Genomic DNA, 20769 nt, shown 5'->3' on the forward strand with positions numbered 1-20769 from the left:
GCAAAAATAGACTAAGTCAATTCCACTTCCCATATGATAGGAAATAATTTACCTGTCACATAAAACCGATCCCCTTCAAGATGAGCAATGCCATTTAATACACGATCAGGATTAGCATTAGTAAAATGAAGTTCCTCCACTAAATCCGTTAAGTCCCATACTTGTTCTACTTGACCATCTTCTAGATTTATTTTCACTATTTCATTGGTCTGCCACACATTCGCATAAATAGCCTCATTAGCATACTCCAACTCATTAATGCGTTCAATCATCTGATTGTTTTCAGTGACGGTTAAGGTGTCGAGTGCCACTAAGGTTTCAGGGTCTCGTTTGGTCAATTGGGCACTACCATCAGAAGTCCAAATCACATCAGCTTTGTCATCATAAGCCATTCCCCATCCATCCCCATCAAAAGTAATTTCCTCTAATAAAGTTAGATCATCTAATGAGCGTTTAAAAGCTTTTTCTTCTCGCCACGTAAATTGCCATAAATAGTCCGTAGTAGCGGTTAACCCTTCCCCAAAATAATCATCATCTAATTGATCTTGTACTTGAAAATCGCCAGTTTCTAAGTCAATCCAACCAATTTCCGATCCGCCATATAATCCTGTTCCTAATACTAAGCGATTCTCTATCACTTCCAAACCTTGGGTAAAGACGGGTTCATTGATGGGATATTGGTCAATTACTAATACTGAATCAGCTGCTTGCACTTTAACCGGCATACCAAGTATCCATAATAAAAATAAGCTTTTATATCGGTCTTTCACATTCATCACTCCTCGTGAGTTCATATTTAATTGTAGCTTATTTCTGAAAAAATTGGTAGAATTAAAGTTAGTGTAATATAGAAAGAAAGTAGGTTATCAAATGACCTTTTATCAATTTGCTGTTCATATGATTAAATTTATTTTCCACTTATTTAATGGAAAACCGCAAGTAAGTGGCTTAGAAAATCTTCCTGAGGATCAACCGCTTATTATCGCTAGTACGCATCGTTCAATGACAGACCCCTTCTTATTAGCAGATGTGGTCTATCCTAAAGAGGTTGCCTTTATGGCCAAAGATTCTTTATTTAAGCAAAAATGGTTAGCGAATTTATTAGCTAAGGGTAATGTTTTTCCAGTTAATCGTGAGAAACCATCCACTACAACCATTAAACATGCTGTCAATGTCTTAACAAAAGAAAATTTAAATTTAGGAATTTTCCCATCAGGTTCCCGTCATACCACCGAAATTAAAAGTGGAACGGCCTTTATCCAAAAACTAAGTAAAGCCACCATTGTACCGGTAGCCATCCAACCACCTATTGGTTTTTGGCAATTTATTACCCGTAAACGAGCTAAAATTGCCTTTGGACAACCGATTCCCTTTGATTCAACCCAAAAATATGACAAGGAAATGTTAGCCAAAGTCGATGCTCAAATCGCTGAACAATTCGCCTTATTAGATAAGCAACTAGACCCTGAGTATGTCTATGTACCTAAACCTAAAAAGTAACATATAGGATATACTTTAGGTTCTATACTGACTGTGTACGGTTATTAAGGCACAAAATCATATAGCTTATATAAAAAAAAAGCCATCTCACTTTTTTCGCACTAACTTCGAAAAGAATGAGGTGGCTTTAATATTAATTTAAAGTTAAACGATTATTAAATTCTTTATCTTTCTCTCGGTCATTTAAACGTGCTGCACGACGTCTTTCATACCCTTCGCACACCAATTTTTCTTCATCAGTTTGTGGAATAACCGCTACGATACCTTCAGGATGTTCAGGCTTTTGGGTTGCTACAAAGGTTAAAAAAGCTGTTGCGGCTAAATAAGTTTTGCCTTTTTGTGGGTGTTCTCCCGTTACTTTACAAAACACTTCAACAGAGCGATTAGAAACTCCTGAAACAAAAGTATCAATCGTTACCGCATCCCCTTCCGGTAATGGTGCAATAAAATTTAATTGGTCCATTGACGCTGTTACCCCCACTAAACGGGTATGCTTAGCAAAAGCTAGGTAGGCGACACTATCAATCATTTCCATTAAACGTCCACCATATAATGTACCATGACCATTGGTATCACTTGGTAAGATATAATGAGTCGTCACTGTTCTTGAATCTTGACAATATTTTTCGTTTTTATCCATGTCCTACTCCTTTAAAATGGCATCCCTAAAGCAATTTTAGCATAACGCGACATGCGTTCAGGTCCCCAGGCCGGATACCACACAAATTCAATCATTACATCGCTAATACCATCGACTTTTAAGACAGCATTGCGTACATCCGTTACAATCACATCAGCTAAAGGACAGCCCATCGTCGTTAATGTCATATCAATCGCGCAAACGCCTTCATTGTTGACTTCAACATTGTATATTAATCCCAAATTTACCAAATCAATCCCTAATTCTGGGTCAATGACCGTTTCAAGAGCGGTCATCACTGCTGCTTGTGTTTCTTCTGTCATCTCAACACCTCATTCTATTATACAAGATATATATTACTAGAATTATGGATTTTTGCAAGTTATTAAAATTCTGTTATAATAGAAAAGAAATTATTCAAAGGAGAGAAAGCATGAAACAACATTTAATTGCGATAGACCTGGATGGGACTACCTTAAATAACCAATCAAAATTAACATCTAAAACCATTCAAGCACTCCGTGCTGTTAGTGACCTTGGCCACCTCGTTTGTATTGTAACGGGGCGCCCTTACCGTAATAGTAGTGATATTTATCGGGAAATTGGCATCGAAGCACCGATGGTAAACTTCAATGGGGCGCTTTGTCATTTCCCAGGCCGTGATCATTATATTCCGAGCTATCATTTAACTTTAGATAAAGAAATTGCTTTTGATTTATTTGCGAATCAAGATCGACTTAATATTGATTTATTGTGTGCTGAAGGTAAAGATCGCCTCTTTACTAGTTCAATGAATTTACCTGATAGTCCTTTCTATCCTTTTGATTTAGCCTTAGTTGACCGTTTAAACCGTGAATCTTTAACTTATAATCCAACGGCCATTACCGTCTTCTCACCTGAAGAAAAAATGGCTGATATTCGTGCCAAAATTGAAGAACATTATGGCGACCAAGTATCCGTTCGAACTTGGGGTGGTAGCTTACCATGTTTAGAAATTGTTCGCAAATCGATTAATAAAGCCGTCGGAGTCAAAGCTATCGCTGATTTTTACCGTATACCCGTTGATAATATTTTAGCTTTTGGGGACGAAAATAATGACTTAGAAATGCTTGAGTATGCTGGTTTAGGCGTAGCCATGAAAAATGCGACCGAAGAAATTAAAGCCGCAGCTAATGACATTACTCGCCTAACCAATGATGAAGATGGTTTAGCTGATTACCTTATCCGCTATTTTGATTTAGCTATTTAAAGTGTAGATGCGCAATAGCGTCATATAGCCCTATAAATTAGCGATTTAAACTGTAGATGCGGAATAGCGTTGTACAGCCCTATTAATTTAGCGTTTATTATAATAATTAAACTCAAAGACATAAATAATCATAGGCTGATTAAGCACTCATCAAATATAAAAGAATAAGGGAGTGGGCAAGAAGTAGAAAATTAGATTATTTTCGCTTCGTCTACCCATCCTCGCACAATGGAGTGGCATCAAACGAGTCTCTAAAAAACAGTTTGATGCCACTCCATCTTTATGTTTATAAATAAAGAATACTATATTGATTGAATTTATGCCCAGTCTCTTAGTTTGATAAAGTTTCGATGTTATCCAATGACATCATAGGATACTGATACAGACTTTAAGGGCCAAAGCTAACAAAGTGACAATCATGGCATTTGATATTGGTTGTCACCTTTTTGAACTCATAAAAATACTTAAAGTCAGTCATAACTGCGCCTGTTGCACCGTCAATATCGATATAACGAACCCCACGGAAATCCCCTGTTTTTTCATCTCGTCCACAAAACATACCATAGACTAAACGAATTCCTTCCCACATCATTTCAGCATTATTTAAATGGTTATGTCCACAATAAACCGAGTCAATTTGTTCTGAAAAAAAGAACTCTGAAAATAGTCCAGTATTAATACGACTAAACGAGATACATTGATTCGGTTCTCTTAATTCTCCCGCTAAAATATTAACTCGCGCTTGATCATATTCTGGTAACGGTGAATGCATAAATACTAAATTGTACTTCATATCAGCATAACGCTGGGATACCTTTCTAAACCATTCTACTTGCTTAGGCAATATCCAGTCGTTGGTACGCTCTAATCCAGGTGCTGTTCTACCAGAATCCATCACATAAAGAACATTGGATAACCCCTTATCCCCTTTAATCATCACGGCATATTGTGACAAGCCTTCAATCCATTCTTCATGTTCCCTTTTAACTTTATTTACAACAATCTCATTGAATATTTTTTCAATATCCACTCGGTCAAGATATCGTTCAGAATCATGATGGCCGTATGTGATGGCTTTAGGTGCATGAAATTGGTTCAGAAAAGCAAAGAAGTTTCTAAAAATTAATTCTTCTTGTTCATTTTGATAAGTATTCACATAATCACCGGTTAACATAATTAAATCTGGTTTTAACATTTCTAACGCTTGCTTGATATCTGTTAAAATTATTTGATCATTTTCGTCGAATGGATAATGATTTAAATGAATATCCGTAATTTGCACAATCCGAAATTGATTCGCTGGATTCATCATCAAATACATTACCTCACCCTTTTCCTTTATTTTATAATTAAAATATTAGCAAATTATTGTAAACATTTTCTTAATTAACTGTATATTAATTGTATGGAAATTGTAAACTGTTAATTCTGAGATCTCAAAACCACCTATACACAGCATCGAGTCCGGCTAGAGGCAATTCAAGGAAATGAGGTGGGTATTGCCATCAAATAGCTCCACCCGTGCCAATGTGAGCTCCACCCTTTGCCAATTTTTTCAGTCAATTTTTTATACTTAGTATGTTCGACTGAATATTTAACCTATATCTGAATATTGCCATCCCAAAGCTCCACTCGTGCCAATGTGAGCTCCGCCCTTTGCCAATTTTTGCTCCACTTGTGCCAAAAATGACTCCACCCATTGCCAATATGAGCCCCACTTAAATGAATAAACCCCTTATAATAGGCTTACATGCTGAATTCCAGCATGAATATATTATAAGGGGGTATTTTTTGTGATTAATTATCGCAGAATACTGGAATTGACGTTTTCAGGAACGAGTCAGCGAACAATTGAAAGTCTCGTCGGTAGTTCCAGACACACAATTAGGGAGGTGGTTGAAAGAGCTGAAGCTCGAGACTTAAGTTCTCTTGAAGATGAGATGACCAATCAATGGTTGGAGACCTTTCTTTTTCCAGAAAAGACGCCGGTAGCCAAAGGCTATTATCAAGAAGACTGGGAATATGTTCATAAGGAATTGGGGAAGAAGCACATGTCACTGACTTTATTACATAAGGAGTATAAGGATCGCGCTAAAGAGGATGGCTTGATGGGCTATTCCTATCGATCTTATTGTCGCTTCTACGGAGACTATGCTCGCAAGTATAAAGTCACGATGCCATTGAAACGGAAGCCTGGCGAAACATTAGAAGTAGATTGGGCGGGCGCAACTTTATCTTTAAAAGATTTAGCTGGTGGCCCTGATATTGATGTTTATCTCTTTGTGGCTTGTCTGCCATTCAGTCAGCATTTCTATGTGGAAGGCTTTCTAGATATGACTTCTCCTAGTTGGTTGACTGCTCACATTCATGCTTTTGAGTACTTCAATGGTGTCCCAGAACTCTTGTCTCCAGATAATTTGAAAACGGGGATTCAAACGCCCAACTATGCGGAGCCTAAGCTGAATGCTGCTTATCAAGATTTAGCTGATTATTACGGAACCGTTGTTGTCCCAGCACGTGTAGAAAAACCGAAAGACAAACCATCTGTTGAATCAAGTGTCGGGCTAGCGAGTCGTCAAATCATTGCCGCCTTGAGGAATGTCCAGTGTTTCTATCTTCATGAATTAAATGAGCTGATTTTTCAGAAGTTAGAAGAAATTACCACTGCCCCTTTCCAAAAGAAGCTTGGCTCAAGACAGAGCGTCTTCGAAGAAGAAGAATGGGAATATCTCACCCCGGTTAGACAACCCCGATTTCAACTAACGGACTGGAGAGTAGCTAAAGTCCAAACTAATTATCATATCCAAGTAGACAAGAACTACTACTCCGTCCCTTATGAATACGTCCAAAGTCAGGTCGAGGTACGCCTCACTCAGGACTTACTAGAAGTTTACTTCAATCAGGGGCGAATTGCATCTCATAAACGAATTCATGGTGACATAGGAATTTATAGCACGAACAAGGATCATATGCCTGACCATCATCGGCTCTATCTGGATCACACTCCCGATTCTAGCCGGAATTGGGCACAAACAATCGGTCCAGCAACCCAAGCACTGATTGATAAGATATTAGCTCAACAGGTGGAGAAGCGAGCGCTAAGAATGATCGCAGGCATTCAACGATTAAAGGAGCAACATTCGCTAGCTATAATAGAACAGACGAGTGAAATCCTACTGGACCGAAAGTTCTAAAATTAAATTAGCCACTTAAATTGTGTATCCTCCCCGTTTTTATGATTGAAAATAAAGCTGCTAGTTGCGGTTGGGAGGGGGTTCTATTTTATGGCTTTCAATACAACAGTAGCACTTTACTTAATGGGAGAATCGGGTAAGCTAAATGACTCGACCGAAAATTTAAGCGAAGTGCGGAAGGTCGGGGAGTGACCCCGCACTCGATTCGACGATTCAGTCAAGTGCTACGGTATAGAAAAAGTATAGAAAAAAACATCTCAAAACGTTATTATTGTAGTGACAAAACCAGAATAAAGGACGTTTTAAGATGTATCTGTTTATTCCGCGCTCTCAAGCCCACCTATACGCAGCATCAAGTCCGGCTGTAGCCAATTCAAGGCAATGAGTCCACGCTTCAAGGCAAGAGAGTAGCCATACTCATGGAGCATGGCTATGAATGAAGTTTTATTCTTGGTTGGCAAAATGTTCACGCATATTCAATTGTCCAGCATCTAACCACACCGAGTTATGAACAATTCGGTCCATAATCGCATCAGCATGAACCCCACCACCTAGTCGTTGATGCCAGTCGCTCTTCCTAAATTGAGTGCAGAAGATAGTTGAACCTGATTGATAACGTTTCTCAGTGATTTCAAAGATAAACTTTAAATCCTCGTCTGATAAGTCTTCTAACAACCATTCATCCAAGATAAGCAGGCCATAGTTCGAATATTTAGTAATCAGTTTTTTCATACCACTGGGTTTAAGCGTGGCTTCATCGCGTTCGACCAGAAGGTCAGGAAGTCGGATATAACGGGTTCGAACTTCTAACTTACAAGCCTCTTTACCTAGAGCGCAGGCTAAATATGTTTTCCCAGAGCCTGTGAATCCTTGAAAAACGACATTTCTATACCGATGAAGATAATTTCCTCTAGCCAGTTCTTGAATCACTTGTTGTTTAAGTTCTCGCTTCTCGTAGTAGATGGAGGTGACATCAGCTTCAGGCAAGCGGAAATTAGCCCGTTTGATCAATCCATGGACTTTCTTGTTATATTTCTCTTGATAGAGATAATCAATCGCTAATTGGAGTCGTTCATCAAAGGTCAGGGTGAGTGAATCATTCTCCAGTTCCTGCATTTCTAGCGCACTCACTAGCGGTTCTAAATCAAGCTGTCTCAACTTACGGATACTTTCACTGTTAATCATGATCTTCACCTCCGTAATAGGCTGCTCCTCTAACAAAGCCCATTGGCGGCTCGGGTTTGTGGTTCTCTTCGGATTGAGCTTGAACTGGATTGGTTAAGATGGCGTAGAGATGACGATATCTAGGGGAATGAATTCGCTCTAAGGCGATGTGACAAGCCGTTTCAAGGTCTTCATTCGAAAAAGATTGACTTAATTTGAGAATGGATTGACTGGGTTGGTAGCCTCGTTCTTTTAATGGTACTGTTTCAAAGACTCTTTGAATCACCTTGTGTGTGAAGGGTCCGATTGCTCTGGCTTGATTCAACAGCAAGGTATCATTCACTTGAGGACGATTGAATTGTTCGGGCAAATGCTCAGGGCTTGTCGAGAATTGATATTCTAAATAGCTTGGGAAGCGCTTATGAGTCGCGATACGTTCTTGATTGTAATAAACCTCAAGGAGACGATCTGTCACGCGTAAATCCACCTGTTTGCGAACATATTGGTAAGGGCAGGAATAGTTATTCTTTTGGAAAGTAATGTGACAGTCTAGTTTTACTTTGCGACCATAGACCCATTCTGCCACTTCATACGGTACCAACGGCAAGGGGCGCAAGGTTGGGTGTTCAACGGTTTCAAAAATTTGTTTGCGACTTCCTTCTCGTTTTTGGAACGGTGTTGCATTAAAGAGTGTGATACGTGTCATGATAGCGTCATTGAGTTCGTCAAGACGAGTAAAGATTTCATTTCTCAAAGGAGCAATAACTGCCATCGCAGTTTGATTGACGCCTCCTTCAACGGCAGCCTTTTGTTTAGGTTTCTTTACGCCCGTCGGCATAATCGCCATGACATAATGATCAGCTAAACCTTCATACTGGGCATTCAAAATAATATCGCCTTCTTTAGGATGTGAGATAACCCCCGTCTTTAGATTATCACTAATCAGGCGAATGGTTGTACCGCCCAGAAAATTAAAGAGGTTAACATGGCAACGAATCCAAGTATCACTGGTCATATCGAGGGTTCCTTCAACGTAAGTATATTGACTATAAGGTAGAACAGCCACAAAGAGATGCACTTCAATAAAGGCCCCGCTTTCAGGGTCTAAGAGTTGCATTGTCGCTCCAGCCCAATCCACTTGAGTAGAAACTCCAGGTTTATGTTTTAAGTGATTAGTGAGCTTATATTGGTCAATATGCTTATTGTAGTCTTCACAAAACTTACTGTATCCAACTGCAATGCTTTTCTGCTTCTTACATTCATCGACATACTCAGTCCACAACAACTTCAGTGTGACACCTACACGCTTAAGTTCCTCTTGCACATAATCGTAATCAGGCAAGGTATAGAGCGCCTCTGATTGGTGCTTGGAGGGAAAGAATTTTTGATAAACTTCTTGTTCAGATATGTTTTGGATATCTGCGTAAGTTAAATCTAACTCATCCGCACGTCGAAAGACTTCGCTGACAGAATCACGCCCGACTCTTTTTGTCTTAGCAATCATGTTTCTCGAGAGCCCTTGCTCTCTGAGTTCCATAATCAACTTGACCGGTATTTTTCTAGCCATTAAAAACAGCCTCCTTTTAGAATATTTTGAAGACGATGTCTTCAAAATAACTATACCTAAAAGAAAGGCCAAGGTGGACTCCAAACGTGGATTGATTGCCTTGATGTGCGGATTCGGGGTTAAAACAGGGGGTGCCTAGGGGATGCCTTGAATTGGCTACAGCCTGCCTTGAAAGCGTGGAATAATCAGTATCATCATTATAATTCATTTTCAGCAGAAAGCAAGACCCGAAATAAACATTTAACCTTGGACGATCGTCATAATATTGAGCGTTGGCACCATAGTGGTAAGTCTAATCGTGAAATTGCGCGTCTTCTAGATAAAGCCCCTCAAACGATTCATAATGAAATCAAAAGAGGGCTTGTGCTTCAACAAGTGAGAAAAGGTCGCTTCAAAAAGATTTATTCTGCTGAGTATGCTCATTCTCAGTATTTAAAACAGCGTGACAAGTGTGGCCGCAAAGTGTCACTTGATAAGGAAACCAAAGAAACACTCGTTCATTTTCTGACCGAAATGAAATATTCACCAGAAATGATCGTTCATTCTAATCTTGTCAATGTCCCCGTTTCAACGATTTACTATTGGATTCATAACGGACATTTAGGCTTAACATCGAATGACCTGCTTTATCCGCGTAAATCAAAGAAAAAACGTAAGAATAATAACTCGCAATTTAGAGTGAAAGGTCAATCTATCGAAATGCGTCCGGAAGTCATTAATCAACGGGGTGAGTACGGACATTATGAAATTGACACCGTGATTCTAACGCGTAAGACCAATAAATGTTTACTCGTATTAACCGATCGTCGGACACGCCATCAAATTATTCGACTGATACCGAATAAACTGGCAGCATCCGTAAATAATGCTTTGTTAGATATACTCAATGAGTATGCGATTAAATCAATTACTGCGGATAATGGCGTTGAATTTTTTAGACTGCATGAAGTCTTTCCTTATGAGCATATTTATTATGCCCATCCTTATTGTTCATATGAACGGGGAACAAACAAAAACCACAATCGACTAATAAGGCGGTTTTTACCTAAAGGAACAACAGATGTAACAGAATTAGAAGTAAAGAAAATCGAAAACTGGATTAATCATTATCCGAAAAGAATGTTCAACTACAAATCACCATTTGAGATGATGAACGCTGGCTAATTTAAACTTGAAATTTGCCAATCCTACTGGACATCGCTAAGCAACCGACTTTATCGACATTTAAACAAATCATAAAGGAAGAAACGAATCGCCCCACCCATCAAGAGGCAGTTCAACAAAAACAAGATGAACAACACGGTTTTGTCCGAGGGGCAGATTACTTTGGGAGGAAAAAATAATGGTTAAACAAGAAACACTAAATAAAATGAAAGCCATGCGACTTAGCGGGATGGCTGAAGCCTATGAGCAGCAAATGAATAACCAAGACTACCAAGCCATGAGCTTTGAAGAAAGGTTAACTTTATTGATTGACCACGAATATGCCAAGAGGCAGAACAATAAGTTGAATCGGCTAATCAATCAAGCTACTTTTTCCAATCCAGAAGCTTATATTGAAAATATTCATTATCATGCCGACCGTCATTTAGATAGGGATTTAATTCAACGATTAGCGACAGGAACCTATCTAGAAAATAAACAAAATATCATCCTTATGGGAGCATCTGGCAATGGGAAGACTTGGATAGCTAATGCGTTCGGTATCCAGGCTTGTAGGCAATTCAAACGGGTCAAATATATTAGGCTACCAGAGTTGATTGATGAGCTAAAGATCGCCAAACGTGATGGAAGTGGACCCTATCGTAAAATCATAAAGAGTTACAGTAAGTATGAACTCTTAATTCTTGACGAATGGCTACTGACTCCGATTAGTCAAGAGGACTCCCTGTATTTACTAGAAGTGATAGAAGGACGATTAAATAAAACTTCTACTATCTTCTGTTCACAATTCGCTCCAGAGGGCTGGCACCAAAAAATTGAAAGTGTCCAGTTAGCAGATGCCATACTAGACCGCATCGTTCACAATGCCTACCATATCCTCATAGATGGGCAAATTTCCATGCGCGAGCGTATGGGAATACGATAAGGTGTTCCAAGCTTAAAGCCCTTTTATGGGGCTTTAAGTGCTATTAAATGAGGTGGAGCTATATTTGGCACAAGTGGAGCAAAAATTGGCAAAGGGCGGAGCTCACATTGGCACGAGTGGAGCTTTGGGATGGCAATATTCAATATCAGTTACAATACTTTTTACTCCATCTATCCTTCTTTAACCCCATTGAAACTGATGCTTTAACGGTTCTTATTGTTCTATAATTGATTGTGTTTCTCCTTCAACTAAATGAACCAGTAGTAAAAAAAGAGATACCTTATATATGGCATCTCACGTCTTTAAATAATGTAATTAAATTGACTCTAATAGTTTATCCTTTATCGGGTCAAATAATAAACTAAGACCTGCTTTTGGAAACATCAAATTAAATATTTTCCAATTTCCTTGAATAGCAGACTGTAATTTACTGTTGTCTAAATCACTGATGATGGATAAATGATGAGCCACATCATTTCTTTGCAAAACAATATCTTGTATATTTTTTAAATTATAAATTAATCTACTATCTGCTTCAACCGCTACTAATAAACATCGATAAAATTCCAAAATATTATTATTTTGTTGTATTTGTTTGTCAAAATTTCTTGTAATAATTTTATCATAATTACGATTGAACGATTTTGAATCTTTAGGATCTAATAAACCAAAGAAATTACGATTAAAATACTCTCTTAATAAATATTCTGTAATGGATGTTGTCCGTATTAGACTTGAAGCGACATTTCCTGTTTTATACTCGATTGAAGCTAAAGAATTTGCAAACCAAGCCCTTCTATAAACAATATCTTCATTTGTATTTGGAAAATAATGATTGATAATTTTATTAGAATCATGACGATGAATTGAATCTACTATTAGCTCAAGTTCCTTTTTAATGTCTTTTTGATTATCAAGAAATTGCTGATTCTTCACTAATTGTAAAGCACCATAAAAGTCGTATTGCTTAATCATGTCACGTAAGTTTCTCACTGCTAGCATTTTATATAGCTCATCACCCGCATCTATACGCGTGCGATCTAAAAAGTCGTCTGCATTATCAAGGTTTGTCGCTATTGATTGATCAATATCCAAATAATTATCATGTTCAGACCCTGCATTGGAACCAAGTTTAGGAGTTAAAACCATCATATTTGTACAATTTAATTGATGTATAATATTAACAGTTCTTAAAGCATTTTTTAACTGAGGTGTGCCAGAAGTCAGATTTAATAATATTTCAATATTTTCGTTATGATTTTCTTTTCGTATATTTTTAACAAGTAAGGATAGATGCTTATCAATAATTTTAAAGACTGGATCATATAATGCAATCTCATTGTCTGAAATCACTTCTTCAAAGTATTCAATTTTCGGATTATAATCATTGATACTAGCTATTGCTTTAATAATCGCTTCTTTTTTTGGTAGCATCTTTTCAGAAAATATTAAATATATTATTTCTGGTCTTTTTACCCTGGCAATATGCAACATTGAACCATCATGGTTATTTCTAATCGGATCGGAATCTCCTATCGGTGATATCAATATTTTCATTTGTTTATCTCCTTAATCTTAAATGCACATAAGCCCATTTCAAATAACTGCTCATCATTATTTATTAATCTATTTTCTTTAATAGATTTTGTTAATTTAAGTACACCTTTTTCTACCATTCTTGTACGACCACCTCGTTTATGTCTGCTTGGATTAGCTTTATTAATATACGTTTTGGTCCAAAATCCTGTTCCTCCACCGATATAAATTGTTGATAAGTCAGGATTTTTTCCAATATAAGTTTTGGGAAATTCACTTAAAAAATGTTGAAAATAATGTTCATAATGCTTTTTAGCTAACTCAGGTAATTGTCTTATTAATTGAGCCGCATAGTCGCTTGTACAAGTTATATTAAACGTAATAATACTTAATGGTGCGATAGATTCTCTATATAAATTAATTGAATTTTCTTTACTTTTAAATTTATTATAATCAATTTTTTGGGCAATAACTAATTTATCTTTTTCAATTGGTAAGCTATCACTAACGCGAATTTGATTAAATAAATCATGACCATCACTAATATTTTCCGCATACCTAGTGTTAATGATACTATTATCATCTGTTTTAAAGACTCCATTCACTAAAATGGTTCTAATAGCACCTTTTAAAGAACTCCCCGGAATATAAGGTTTTCCATAAGCATCAGAAACCATTTTTTCAATATTTTTTACTTTACTTTTATCACTATTTTTGGTTGACAATATATATTCTTTTCGTTTTTCAACTACATATTTTTTATAATTAATTCTTTCATCTTTCAAAAAATTTAACAAACTATTTCTATTGGTATTTAACATATAATTTGTAAACTTTTGCACTTTTTTAGAACCCATTGATTCTATATCTAAGTATAGTTTCCCCATATCAAGATAATGATAAACACCATTTTCATAAACCATTTCATTTTTAGAAATGCTTTCTCCACACCCTATATGAACCGGTGCTAGCGTATATAATGTAAATTCGAAAAAAGAATATTCATGATTCAAAAAATCACCCCAATTTCAAAAATAATGGCTTAGAATAATTCCATACTGGATGAGGAAAATCATCTGGAGAGACATCGAAAATATCTCCTTGGAACGTTCGATTAAATGTAGATCCTATCTTAAATTTATAAAGATCTTGTTTTCGTAAATTTTGTAAATTTGAAGAACTATCAGCAAATCCTGATGATTTAATTAATAAATAATTCGCATCTTTTAAAGTATTAGCTAATTGCTCCTGTATTGGAATTGCAGTAGTCAATAACATTACTGGAAAATCGCTGTCTTGTGTTATTTTATTTTTTAAATACTTGGGTACTTCTTTGAAAGTTAGTTCAAACTTTCCTAATCCGGTTGATTTTTTCCCACCAATACCAGTATATTGTAAGCTTTCAAGTAATGTTTCAATGAGAGGATGCTTAATCGAAATAAAAACAACTTTTACATTTTCATAGTAACTTACTATCCCTACTCGATAAGGATCTTCTCCTTTTCTAGTCACAATACTATTTTTCCACAAATTCTGCTGTAAGTGGTAAAGTTCTTCAATCAAATCTACATCAATATTACCTTGTATAAAATCATAAAAAGTATTACTTGGAATCATTTCAATTTTTTTTAATTGTTTGATTTGAACTCGATTTAGCTCAGCTTTTTGGTTTTCTTTTTTGGGATAGCCAATTGGTTTAGGTAAAAAAAGTTCTTCATTATGTATTAATGCATCCGATAATACAAAATCATCAGATATTGCTAAACTATATAATTCATCAGATAAGTTTAAATTAATTGCTTCGATAAACATTGCAGAGAAAATTCTACTTGCCGTGAATAAACCCATAGAACTCTCTAATAATCCGTCACCAAAATGAACTGTATCAAATTTTAATTCATAAATCTGCAAATCCATATTTTCACCACTTATTATTCGAAATAATATGATTTATTTCTGATAGTTTGTCTTCAGCTAATTCACCAAAAACCGATGTAACTTTAAGATTTTCAAATTTTACTTGTCCGTACCCACGACTTCCATGTCCACCTAAATAATCATATTCTAAAAGCTTCATTCCATTAGCAATCATCTCAAAATCCTCAAACATTTCTTCCTCATCTTCTACATTATAAATTGCTTCAAATTGAAATTTACTGGTTGGTATTACCCGTTCAATCTGACGTGGTGTGGCTATCGCTGTGATTCGATTGATTGTATTTTCGAATTTGATTTCTGTTAGACTACTAATCCCTTCAGCTTTAAGTTCTTCATGATTAATAAATTGTAAATCTCTAAATAATAATCTAGCATTATGGGGTTTTTGTCCTTTTTCTACTTGAGATGATCCAAATAGACGTAAGATTTTAATATTATCTTTAGTTGGATTTTTGGCAATCTGTTCATTATATGATTTAGCTAATAATGAACGCATTTTACCTTTTAAGGATGATGCTGGTATTAATGGTAATCGGTTAATAGGATGCTTAATCACTGGAGAATCAGTTGCTCCTATAGCAGCAAAACCTTCACTGGTACCAATGTGCAAACCTGTTACTATTACTAACTCACCTGTAATTCTCAGTTTCTTAAAATTGCTCATTAATCATTTCCTCCATAATATTTAAAATAGGCTACTAAAGCTTCCATATAGCGACAAAATAAGATTATACTTTCGATGCTATTAACTTCTTTTAAAATGTCTAATAATTCTGCTTTATTTACAAAATCTTTGACGCTGTATTGTCTTGATGCTTGATAAATGACTTGAACCTGAAGATACTTTATATCTCCAATAACATCTTCAAAGGATGAGTACTTTACTTTATCAAACAAATGACTAGTTGAAGATAAAATATTTCTTATTTGCGAAGTGGTTAAAATAAATTTATCATTTTTTTTGTTTAATGATTGGACAATCTTTTCGGCTTTATCTACATAGTTAGTTTCAGTTAGTATAGTCATATTTCTCCTCCACGATTATGGTAAACGTATAAAATTAAGGCACACTGTAATTCTTTCACTTCAACCTCATTTTTAAAATATTGGTTTAATTTTTGGGTTAGTTCATGATAAACTTCTTTATTTTCATTTCCTTCTGGCTCCATTCTAACTAAATAATATACCCAACGAGCCCATGAAATTGTTTTTCTTTCTCCACGTTTACTATCTCTTACCTCGTCAAAGCTATTATTAATTAATTCAAGTAAATGATAAATAAAAGAATTTTTTAAATTGATTTCTATATTAATCTTCTCTAAATAATTTTCAATTAATCTATATTTTTCATTAATGACCCCATCAATGAAACGATTCCATTTAAATGTATAATTCTTATCAAATAAACTAATACCATTTTTATCTGGTAAGTCTTTTGCATATGACTCCAGATTACCAGTTTCTTTGGCCATCACTGAAATTGGAAATTTAGCTGGATAAAGACCAAAGCCTGAAGAAAGTGTTAGTTTTCCTTGAGTAAATTGGATAAAATTATTTCTCAGTTCGATTGAAAAATCTATCATATCTCCCCACTGCCCAACTACAAAAACGTCATCGCCACCAGCATAGATGATTGTTCCATTAGTATTTTGTTTCGATAAAATATGATTGATGTGGTATTTAAAAAACAAACTCATTTGTCTACTAAAGGTAGCTGAACGTAAAAAGGAGGCACTTTCTTTTGAAAATCCATTGATAAAGGCTTCACCAAGATTATCAACATCACATCGTAAGACGCCTAATCTTTTAATACCGATGTCTTGTTCAGTATATTGCTCATATGTCTTTCCAACATTATAATCGCCCATCCAAATTGGAATACCAAAGTCTGCTTTATTATTTTTATTAAAGATAAAGATGGCATCCTTTTTACTACCCATCTCCAAGTATCGATTAAACCCAATCGGTAATCCGCTTTTATTTGAAGTAATTGAAAACTGATCCGCTGTCATTAATTTTGGCGAAACTTCAATTAACTTTTGACAAATTGAACATAAATCATCATCTAATTCAGAAATTGTATGGCATACTGAACATGTTTTTCCTTCTTTTTTACCATTTTCATTTAAACGTAGGATTGATTCTAAGTCATAACGATTAAGTTTGTTTTTACTAATGACCTCACTTAATTCTTTATATAAGTTTGAATATTCTTGCTGATTACCTAGTATCACATTCGTAGAAAATGGCACTATTCCAAAAGCAATATACAATTGTATATCATAGTTCTTTAATAAAAAGTCATTAATCTCTCCTTGAATTGCTTTTAATTGGTCATGAGTATCTTGCGAATTAGTTCCAATGATATAGGCATGCCCCCCACCGTTATAGATAAGGTTAGCCCTTGTTAAATGACATCTTGATAAAATTTCTTCAATTAGGTGTTCGCTTAAAATCTCTAAATAAAATGATCTTGCTCTTAACATTTTTGCTGCACGACTAGTAGCGATTGTATAAATAAAATCTTGAATACCACTTATATCAAAGCTTATCAATGAAAAAGGTTTATTAGTATCAAATAATGTGTTTTCTACACTTGCATTTTGATTGTATTGATACCAAGTTAAATCGATTGCCGACATTAATTTAGCATAATCATACAATGACGCATCTTCTATTGGACTTTGAACATAACTTAATTGTTCCTCCATTATAGATAACAATTGATTAATTTCGATTTTATCTAGACCTATTGTCGTCAAAATATTCATCAGTTTATTAAATCTTTTTCGTAATGATGATAAATCTAGGCTAATATTCTCTTTTGAAAAATTAATTTTATCTTCATTTCCAAAAGCAATCGGCTCATAGTAGCGATTTATTTGATAGTCATCTTCTATTTCTGATATCGAAAATTTATTAAATATATCTTCTAAAGGTTGGTTTAAAATGGGTTGTTCCTCAAAGAATTTTTCACTAAATAATTCTTTGATTTCTTTAGATAAATCTAACACATAATTTGTTAGTTGATTGTCTTTTACTTTTAAAAAGTCAGATAATAACTTAATTGAGTTCATGAGACTTAATTTAACGACTTGTATCTCTTTTTCGTTCAAATGACGTACCTCCTTTAAATGTTTTTAAATTTATGGCACCCATTCCCATGGTTGATTTAATGCCAATTCCACTATACTCGGCAAATCGTAATAATTGGTGTATGTAACGTGCTAATGTGTTGTTTTTAATTACTTTTAAAGATAACTTACCAACAAATCCAGGTACATAATTTCCATGTACATAAAATGGCTTACTTCGAATTTTAAAGTTTGTCACTCTAATATAACGCATCATTTCATCTAACATTGTTTGATCAAAAATTGTTTCCCCTTCAAATGCCGTTGAATATTTAATTATGGCACTTTGAATAATTAATTTCGGATCTGGGAAATAAAAATATTCTCCGTCCCTTTTAAATGCAGTCGGAGTTAAAAATTCAATCTCCCAACTATTATTAGTATCTTCATTGTAGAATAAATTTGCTAAAGCAATTTCAGAAAATTCTTCAATCTTTACGTCTAAAACTTTTATCGCTGCATCACTGAAAGCATTTAAATTCAGTTTTTCAAAATTTGGTTGATTAAAAAATAAACCAAAATTTTTAATTGCTCTTTCTGTTAATAAATTTATTGTCCACTCATATACACTTCCACCTAGCCAAAGACAGTATGTCGAATAAGGTTTAAGACTCTGCTGATGCATTTCATCTGCATATTCATCTTCAATGGAATTCATTAGCATACCATGTAAATAGGTAGAGAGTTTTACTTCATTAATATTTTCATTGGACTCAATAAACAATTGTAATGTATACTTTTTCATAAATCTCCTTAAATATATTGATAATACTCATTATTTTGAATTACATTCAAAGTGCTATATCGATTCACCAAACCTTCGTCTCCACGATAAACAATAATATTATCTTCTTCTTCACTATTATAGAACTTTGAAATATCATTTATCAATGATTTATAAATATTGGGTGTTAAAGACACTTCAAAACATGAACGTTGAACTCGTATACCATATCCTTCTAATAACTTTTTAAAACGATATCTTCTTTTATTATTAGATATATCATAAATAATTATACAAAACATTTTTTTATTTCGCGATATTTTTCTTTCTTCATCTGTTAAGTTAAACCATCTTCTCATTTTTTAACCTATGACTATATAGTCTTCTGCTTTCTCAGATTCAATGCTTCTTAAGAGACTTTCAATTTGTAAGTTAATGGAATAGAAAAATGTATAAAATTTTTTATTAGGATAAAGATAATGATGTTGTTCCAACATTCGTTCTCTCATAGCTTCTAAAATAATTTGATGACCATCCTTCGTTACACTTATCTTTTTATCTTCAAGCACTTCAAAATGATCTTTAGTTATTAATTTTTTTATAATAAGTTGCATAGCTACCTCATCGACAATTACGGCGCGCCATTCTTCCATTAAATCACTCGCTAAAACACCATGCTTATTTCGTGGTTTATGTATAAAGCCCACTCCTGGATTTAATCCATATTTTATGATAACACCCAAAAGTGCTCTATATAAAAGTGTGTATCCTATATTAAGAATAATGTTAAATGGATCTTTTGCTGGTCTCTTGCTTCTGCCGTAAAATCTGAAATCATTTGGTACTAAAATACCTAAATAATAAAAATAGGACTTAGCAAAACGCCCTTCAATCCCAAGTAGTTCTTTTAAATCCATCGCTTTATCTATTTTATTCAAAGCCTCAATTAAATTTAACATTTCTTTTTTGGTAATTAATCTATCTACATTATATGCATCTAATAAATTATACTGCATTTTTAATTTGTTTTTTATTAATTTTTTGGCCATTTCAAATTTAAAGTCAGCATTTAAATTCGCTTTATACTGTGAAACTTGCTTCTCATAATTGGAACTATTTACGCTAATAATTGACGAGACTAACTCTCCATACTGTGAATAAAAAAATAAATTAACATTATTTTTAGATAATAATTTAATTAGTTGTGTCGAAATTCTGGGATTGCCGTATAAACTTATTGCTTCTATTTGTTTAATTGACATACTCTGAATAATTTCTCTATTTTGATCTTTTACTACTACATTATTATTCTGCTTTCCAATATAACATTTTGAACTGTATACAATTAATTCTTTCATATGCTCTCCCTCATTATATTAAAAATTTTCGATAACAGCCTCTTTTTATAACGCTTCCATTTATCTAAACAATATACAGTCCCCTAACGGAGTCTATGGTTCTTCAATGTGCCAATAGGCGAGGCATATAGCAAAAAAACCATGCAGTTTCAGTCCCCTAACGGAGTCTATGGTTCTTCAATTAAAATAAAACGAATTAAGAAAGAAGGAACAAAAATGAAAGTTTCAGTCCCCTAACGGAGTCTATGGTTCTTCAATATGATAATGTTACATTGTATGTCACAGGCTTAACAGGTTTCAGTCCCCTAACGGAGTCTATGGTTCTTCAATGAAGCTATGGAAGACGTGAAAGAGAAAGTTATTGAAGGTTTCAGTCCCCTAACGGAGTCTATGGTTCTTCAATAATTATGAAAGGTGGTTGATTTATATGAAAGCAATGATTTTGTTTCAGTCCCCTAACGGAGTCTATGGTTCTTCAATTATTGCAAGAATTTAGCGAACAATTCTTAGATATTGAGTTTCAGTCCCCTAACGGAGTCTATGGTTCTTCAATTGGTGGTAACTCTTTTCAAATTGTGATTGACCACAAAATGTTTCAGTCCCCTAACGGAGTCTATGGTTCTTCAATAAACATAACATGAACGAATTGACCATTGATAATATCGTTTCAGTCCCC

The 20769-nt window shown here is 34.8% G+C and carries 20 protein-coding genes and 1 CRISPR repeat array (1 of these 21 running past the window's edge); of the genes, 5 read left to right on the top strand and 15 right to left on the bottom strand.

Translation table 11 applies throughout. The annotated features are described in order from the left end of the window. Window positions 1-11: 11 nt before the first annotated feature. Window positions 12-770 carry a glutaminyl-peptide cyclotransferase gene (locus CYJ72_RS01305; RefSeq protein WP_284630209.1) on the bottom strand — a complete coding sequence of 253 codons (759 nt, stop codon included), beginning with the start codon at window positions 768-770 and terminating at the stop codon, window positions 12-14. A 100-nt stretch (window positions 771-870) separates the two neighbouring features. Here CYJ72_RS01305 and CYJ72_RS01310 point away from each other — a divergent pair, with 100 nt between their 5' ends. Further along, window positions 871-1500 (top strand): lysophospholipid acyltransferase family protein, encoded by a 630-nt coding sequence (locus tag CYJ72_RS01310; RefSeq protein WP_284630210.1) that lies wholly within the window; start codon window positions 871-873, stop codon window positions 1498-1500. Window positions 1501-1633: 133 nt separating this feature from the next. Here the strand turns inward: CYJ72_RS01310 and CYJ72_RS01315 are convergent, their stop codons facing one another. Both CYJ72_RS01315 and CYJ72_RS01320 read right to left on the bottom strand, forming a co-directional pair. Next, complete coding sequence (locus tag CYJ72_RS01315; RefSeq protein WP_066124712.1) at window positions 1634-2140, bottom strand: acyl-CoA thioesterase; 507 nt, start codon at window positions 2138-2140, stop codon at window positions 1634-1636. An 11-nt stretch (window positions 2141-2151) separates the two neighbouring features. Next, complete coding sequence (locus tag CYJ72_RS01320) at window positions 2152-2463, bottom strand: metal-sulfur cluster assembly factor (protein ID WP_284630211.1); 312 nt, start codon at window positions 2461-2463, stop codon at window positions 2152-2154. A gap of 110 nt (window positions 2464-2573) precedes the next feature. Here CYJ72_RS01320 and CYJ72_RS01325 point away from each other — a divergent pair, with 110 nt between their 5' ends. Next, window positions 2574-3389, top strand: a complete 816-nt coding sequence (locus tag CYJ72_RS01325) for a Cof-type HAD-IIB family hydrolase (protein ID WP_101813588.1) — start codon at window positions 2574-2576, stop codon at window positions 3387-3389. A 388-nt stretch (window positions 3390-3777) separates the two neighbouring features. Here CYJ72_RS01325 and CYJ72_RS01330 read toward each other — a convergent pair whose 3' ends face one another. Beyond that, the gene (locus CYJ72_RS01330) at window positions 3778-4701 is read right to left on the bottom strand and encodes a metallophosphoesterase (RefSeq protein ID WP_284630212.1); all 924 of its coding nucleotides are present in this window, start codon (window positions 4699-4701) and stop codon (window positions 3778-3780) included. 481 nt (window positions 4702-5182) lie between these two features. Here CYJ72_RS01330 and istA (CYJ72_RS01335) point away from each other — a divergent pair, with 481 nt between their 5' ends. Further along, entirely contained in the window at window positions 5183-6583 is a 1401-nt protein-coding gene (gene istA / locus CYJ72_RS01335) for an IS21 family transposase (protein WP_284630213.1), read from the top strand. 444 nt (window positions 6584-7027) lie between these two features. Here the strand turns inward: istA (CYJ72_RS01335) and CYJ72_RS01340 are convergent, their stop codons facing one another. Both CYJ72_RS01340 and istA (CYJ72_RS01345) read right to left on the bottom strand, forming a co-directional pair. Continuing rightward, on the bottom strand, window positions 7028-7768 hold the full coding sequence (locus CYJ72_RS01340; protein ID WP_284628647.1) for an ATP-binding protein: 741 nt from the start codon (window positions 7766-7768) through the stop codon (window positions 7028-7030). Then, entirely contained in the window at window positions 7761-9314 is a 1554-nt protein-coding gene (gene istA / locus CYJ72_RS01345) for an IS21 family transposase (RefSeq protein WP_284630214.1), read from the bottom strand. Before istA (CYJ72_RS01345) ends, CYJ72_RS01340 begins: the two co-directional genes overlap by 8 nt. 168 nt (window positions 9315-9482) lie before the next feature. Here istA (CYJ72_RS01345) and CYJ72_RS01350 point away from each other — a divergent pair, with 168 nt between their 5' ends. Together CYJ72_RS01350 and istB are read left to right on the top strand one after the other, a co-directional pair. Then, the gene (locus tag CYJ72_RS01350) at window positions 9483-10478 is read left to right on the top strand and encodes an IS30 family transposase (protein ID WP_284630868.1); all 996 of its coding nucleotides are present in this window, start codon (window positions 9483-9485) and stop codon (window positions 10476-10478) included. Between the two features lie 178 nt (window positions 10479-10656). After that, entirely contained in the window at window positions 10657-11403 is a 747-nt protein-coding gene (gene istB, locus CYJ72_RS01355) for an IS21-like element helper ATPase IstB (RefSeq protein WP_066125522.1), read from the top strand. Window positions 11404-11718: 315 nt separating this feature from the next. Here the strand turns inward: istB and csm6 are convergent, their stop codons facing one another. The 9 genes from csm6 to cas1 are packed head-to-tail and all read right to left on the bottom strand — an operon-like array spanning window position 11719 to window position 20093. Beyond that, window positions 11719-12960 (bottom strand): type III-A CRISPR-associated CARF protein Csm6, encoded by a 1242-nt coding sequence (gene csm6, locus CYJ72_RS01360; RefSeq protein ID WP_101814062.1) that lies wholly within the window; start codon window positions 12958-12960, stop codon window positions 11719-11721. Then, on the bottom strand, window positions 12957-13952 hold the full coding sequence (csm5, locus tag CYJ72_RS01365) for a type III-A CRISPR-associated RAMP protein Csm5 (RefSeq protein ID WP_284630215.1): 996 nt from the start codon (window positions 13950-13952) through the stop codon (window positions 12957-12959). Before csm5 ends, csm6 begins: the two co-directional genes overlap by 4 nt. Window positions 13953-13956: 4 nt before the next feature. After that, window positions 13957-14856: a type III-A CRISPR-associated RAMP protein Csm4 gene (gene csm4 / locus CYJ72_RS01370; RefSeq protein WP_284630216.1), complete on the bottom strand. Its 900-nt coding sequence runs from the start codon at window positions 14854-14856 to the stop codon at window positions 13957-13959. A 4-nt stretch (window positions 14857-14860) separates the two neighbouring features. Then, window positions 14861-15541, bottom strand: a complete 681-nt coding sequence (gene csm3, locus CYJ72_RS01375; RefSeq protein WP_101814065.1) for a type III-A CRISPR-associated RAMP protein Csm3 — start codon at window positions 15539-15541, stop codon at window positions 14861-14863. Further along, a complete protein-coding gene (gene csm2 / locus CYJ72_RS01380) occupies window positions 15541-15903 on the bottom strand; it encodes a type III-A CRISPR-associated protein Csm2 (RefSeq protein WP_284630217.1) in 363 nt (120 codons plus the stop codon). Before csm2 ends, csm3 begins: the two co-directional genes overlap by 1 nt. After that, window positions 15900-17993: a type III-A CRISPR-associated protein Cas10/Csm1 gene (gene cas10 / locus CYJ72_RS01385; protein ID WP_101814066.1), complete on the bottom strand. Its 2094-nt coding sequence runs from the start codon at window positions 17991-17993 to the stop codon at window positions 15900-15902. The genes csm2 and cas10 overlap by 4 nt, the downstream gene beginning before the upstream one ends. Next, window positions 17965-18756, bottom strand: a complete 792-nt coding sequence (gene cas6, locus CYJ72_RS01390; protein WP_101814067.1) for a CRISPR-associated endoribonuclease Cas6 — start codon at window positions 18754-18756, stop codon at window positions 17965-17967. The genes cas10 and cas6 overlap by 29 nt, the downstream gene beginning before the upstream one ends. Before the next feature lie 8 nt (window positions 18757-18764). After that, a complete protein-coding gene (cas2, locus tag CYJ72_RS01395) occupies window positions 18765-19094 on the bottom strand; it encodes a CRISPR-associated endonuclease Cas2 (RefSeq protein WP_284630218.1) in 330 nt (109 codons plus the stop codon). Between the two features lie 3 nt (window positions 19095-19097). Further along, window positions 19098-20093 carry a CRISPR-associated endonuclease Cas1 gene (gene cas1 / locus CYJ72_RS01400; RefSeq protein ID WP_101814129.1) on the bottom strand — a complete coding sequence of 332 codons (996 nt, stop codon included), beginning with the start codon at window positions 20091-20093 and terminating at the stop codon, window positions 19098-19100. A gap of 72 nt (window positions 20094-20165) precedes the next feature. After that, window positions 20166-20769: direct repeats of the CRISPR family, unit length 36 nt; unit sequence GTTTCAGTCCCCTAACGGAGTCTATGGTTCTTCAAT; it runs 1187 nt beyond the window's last position.

Origin of the sequence: Globicatella sanguinis, assembly GCF_002847845.2 — a bacterium.
Classification (GTDB): Bacteria; Bacillota; Bacilli; order Lactobacillales; family Aerococcaceae; genus Globicatella; species Globicatella sanguinis.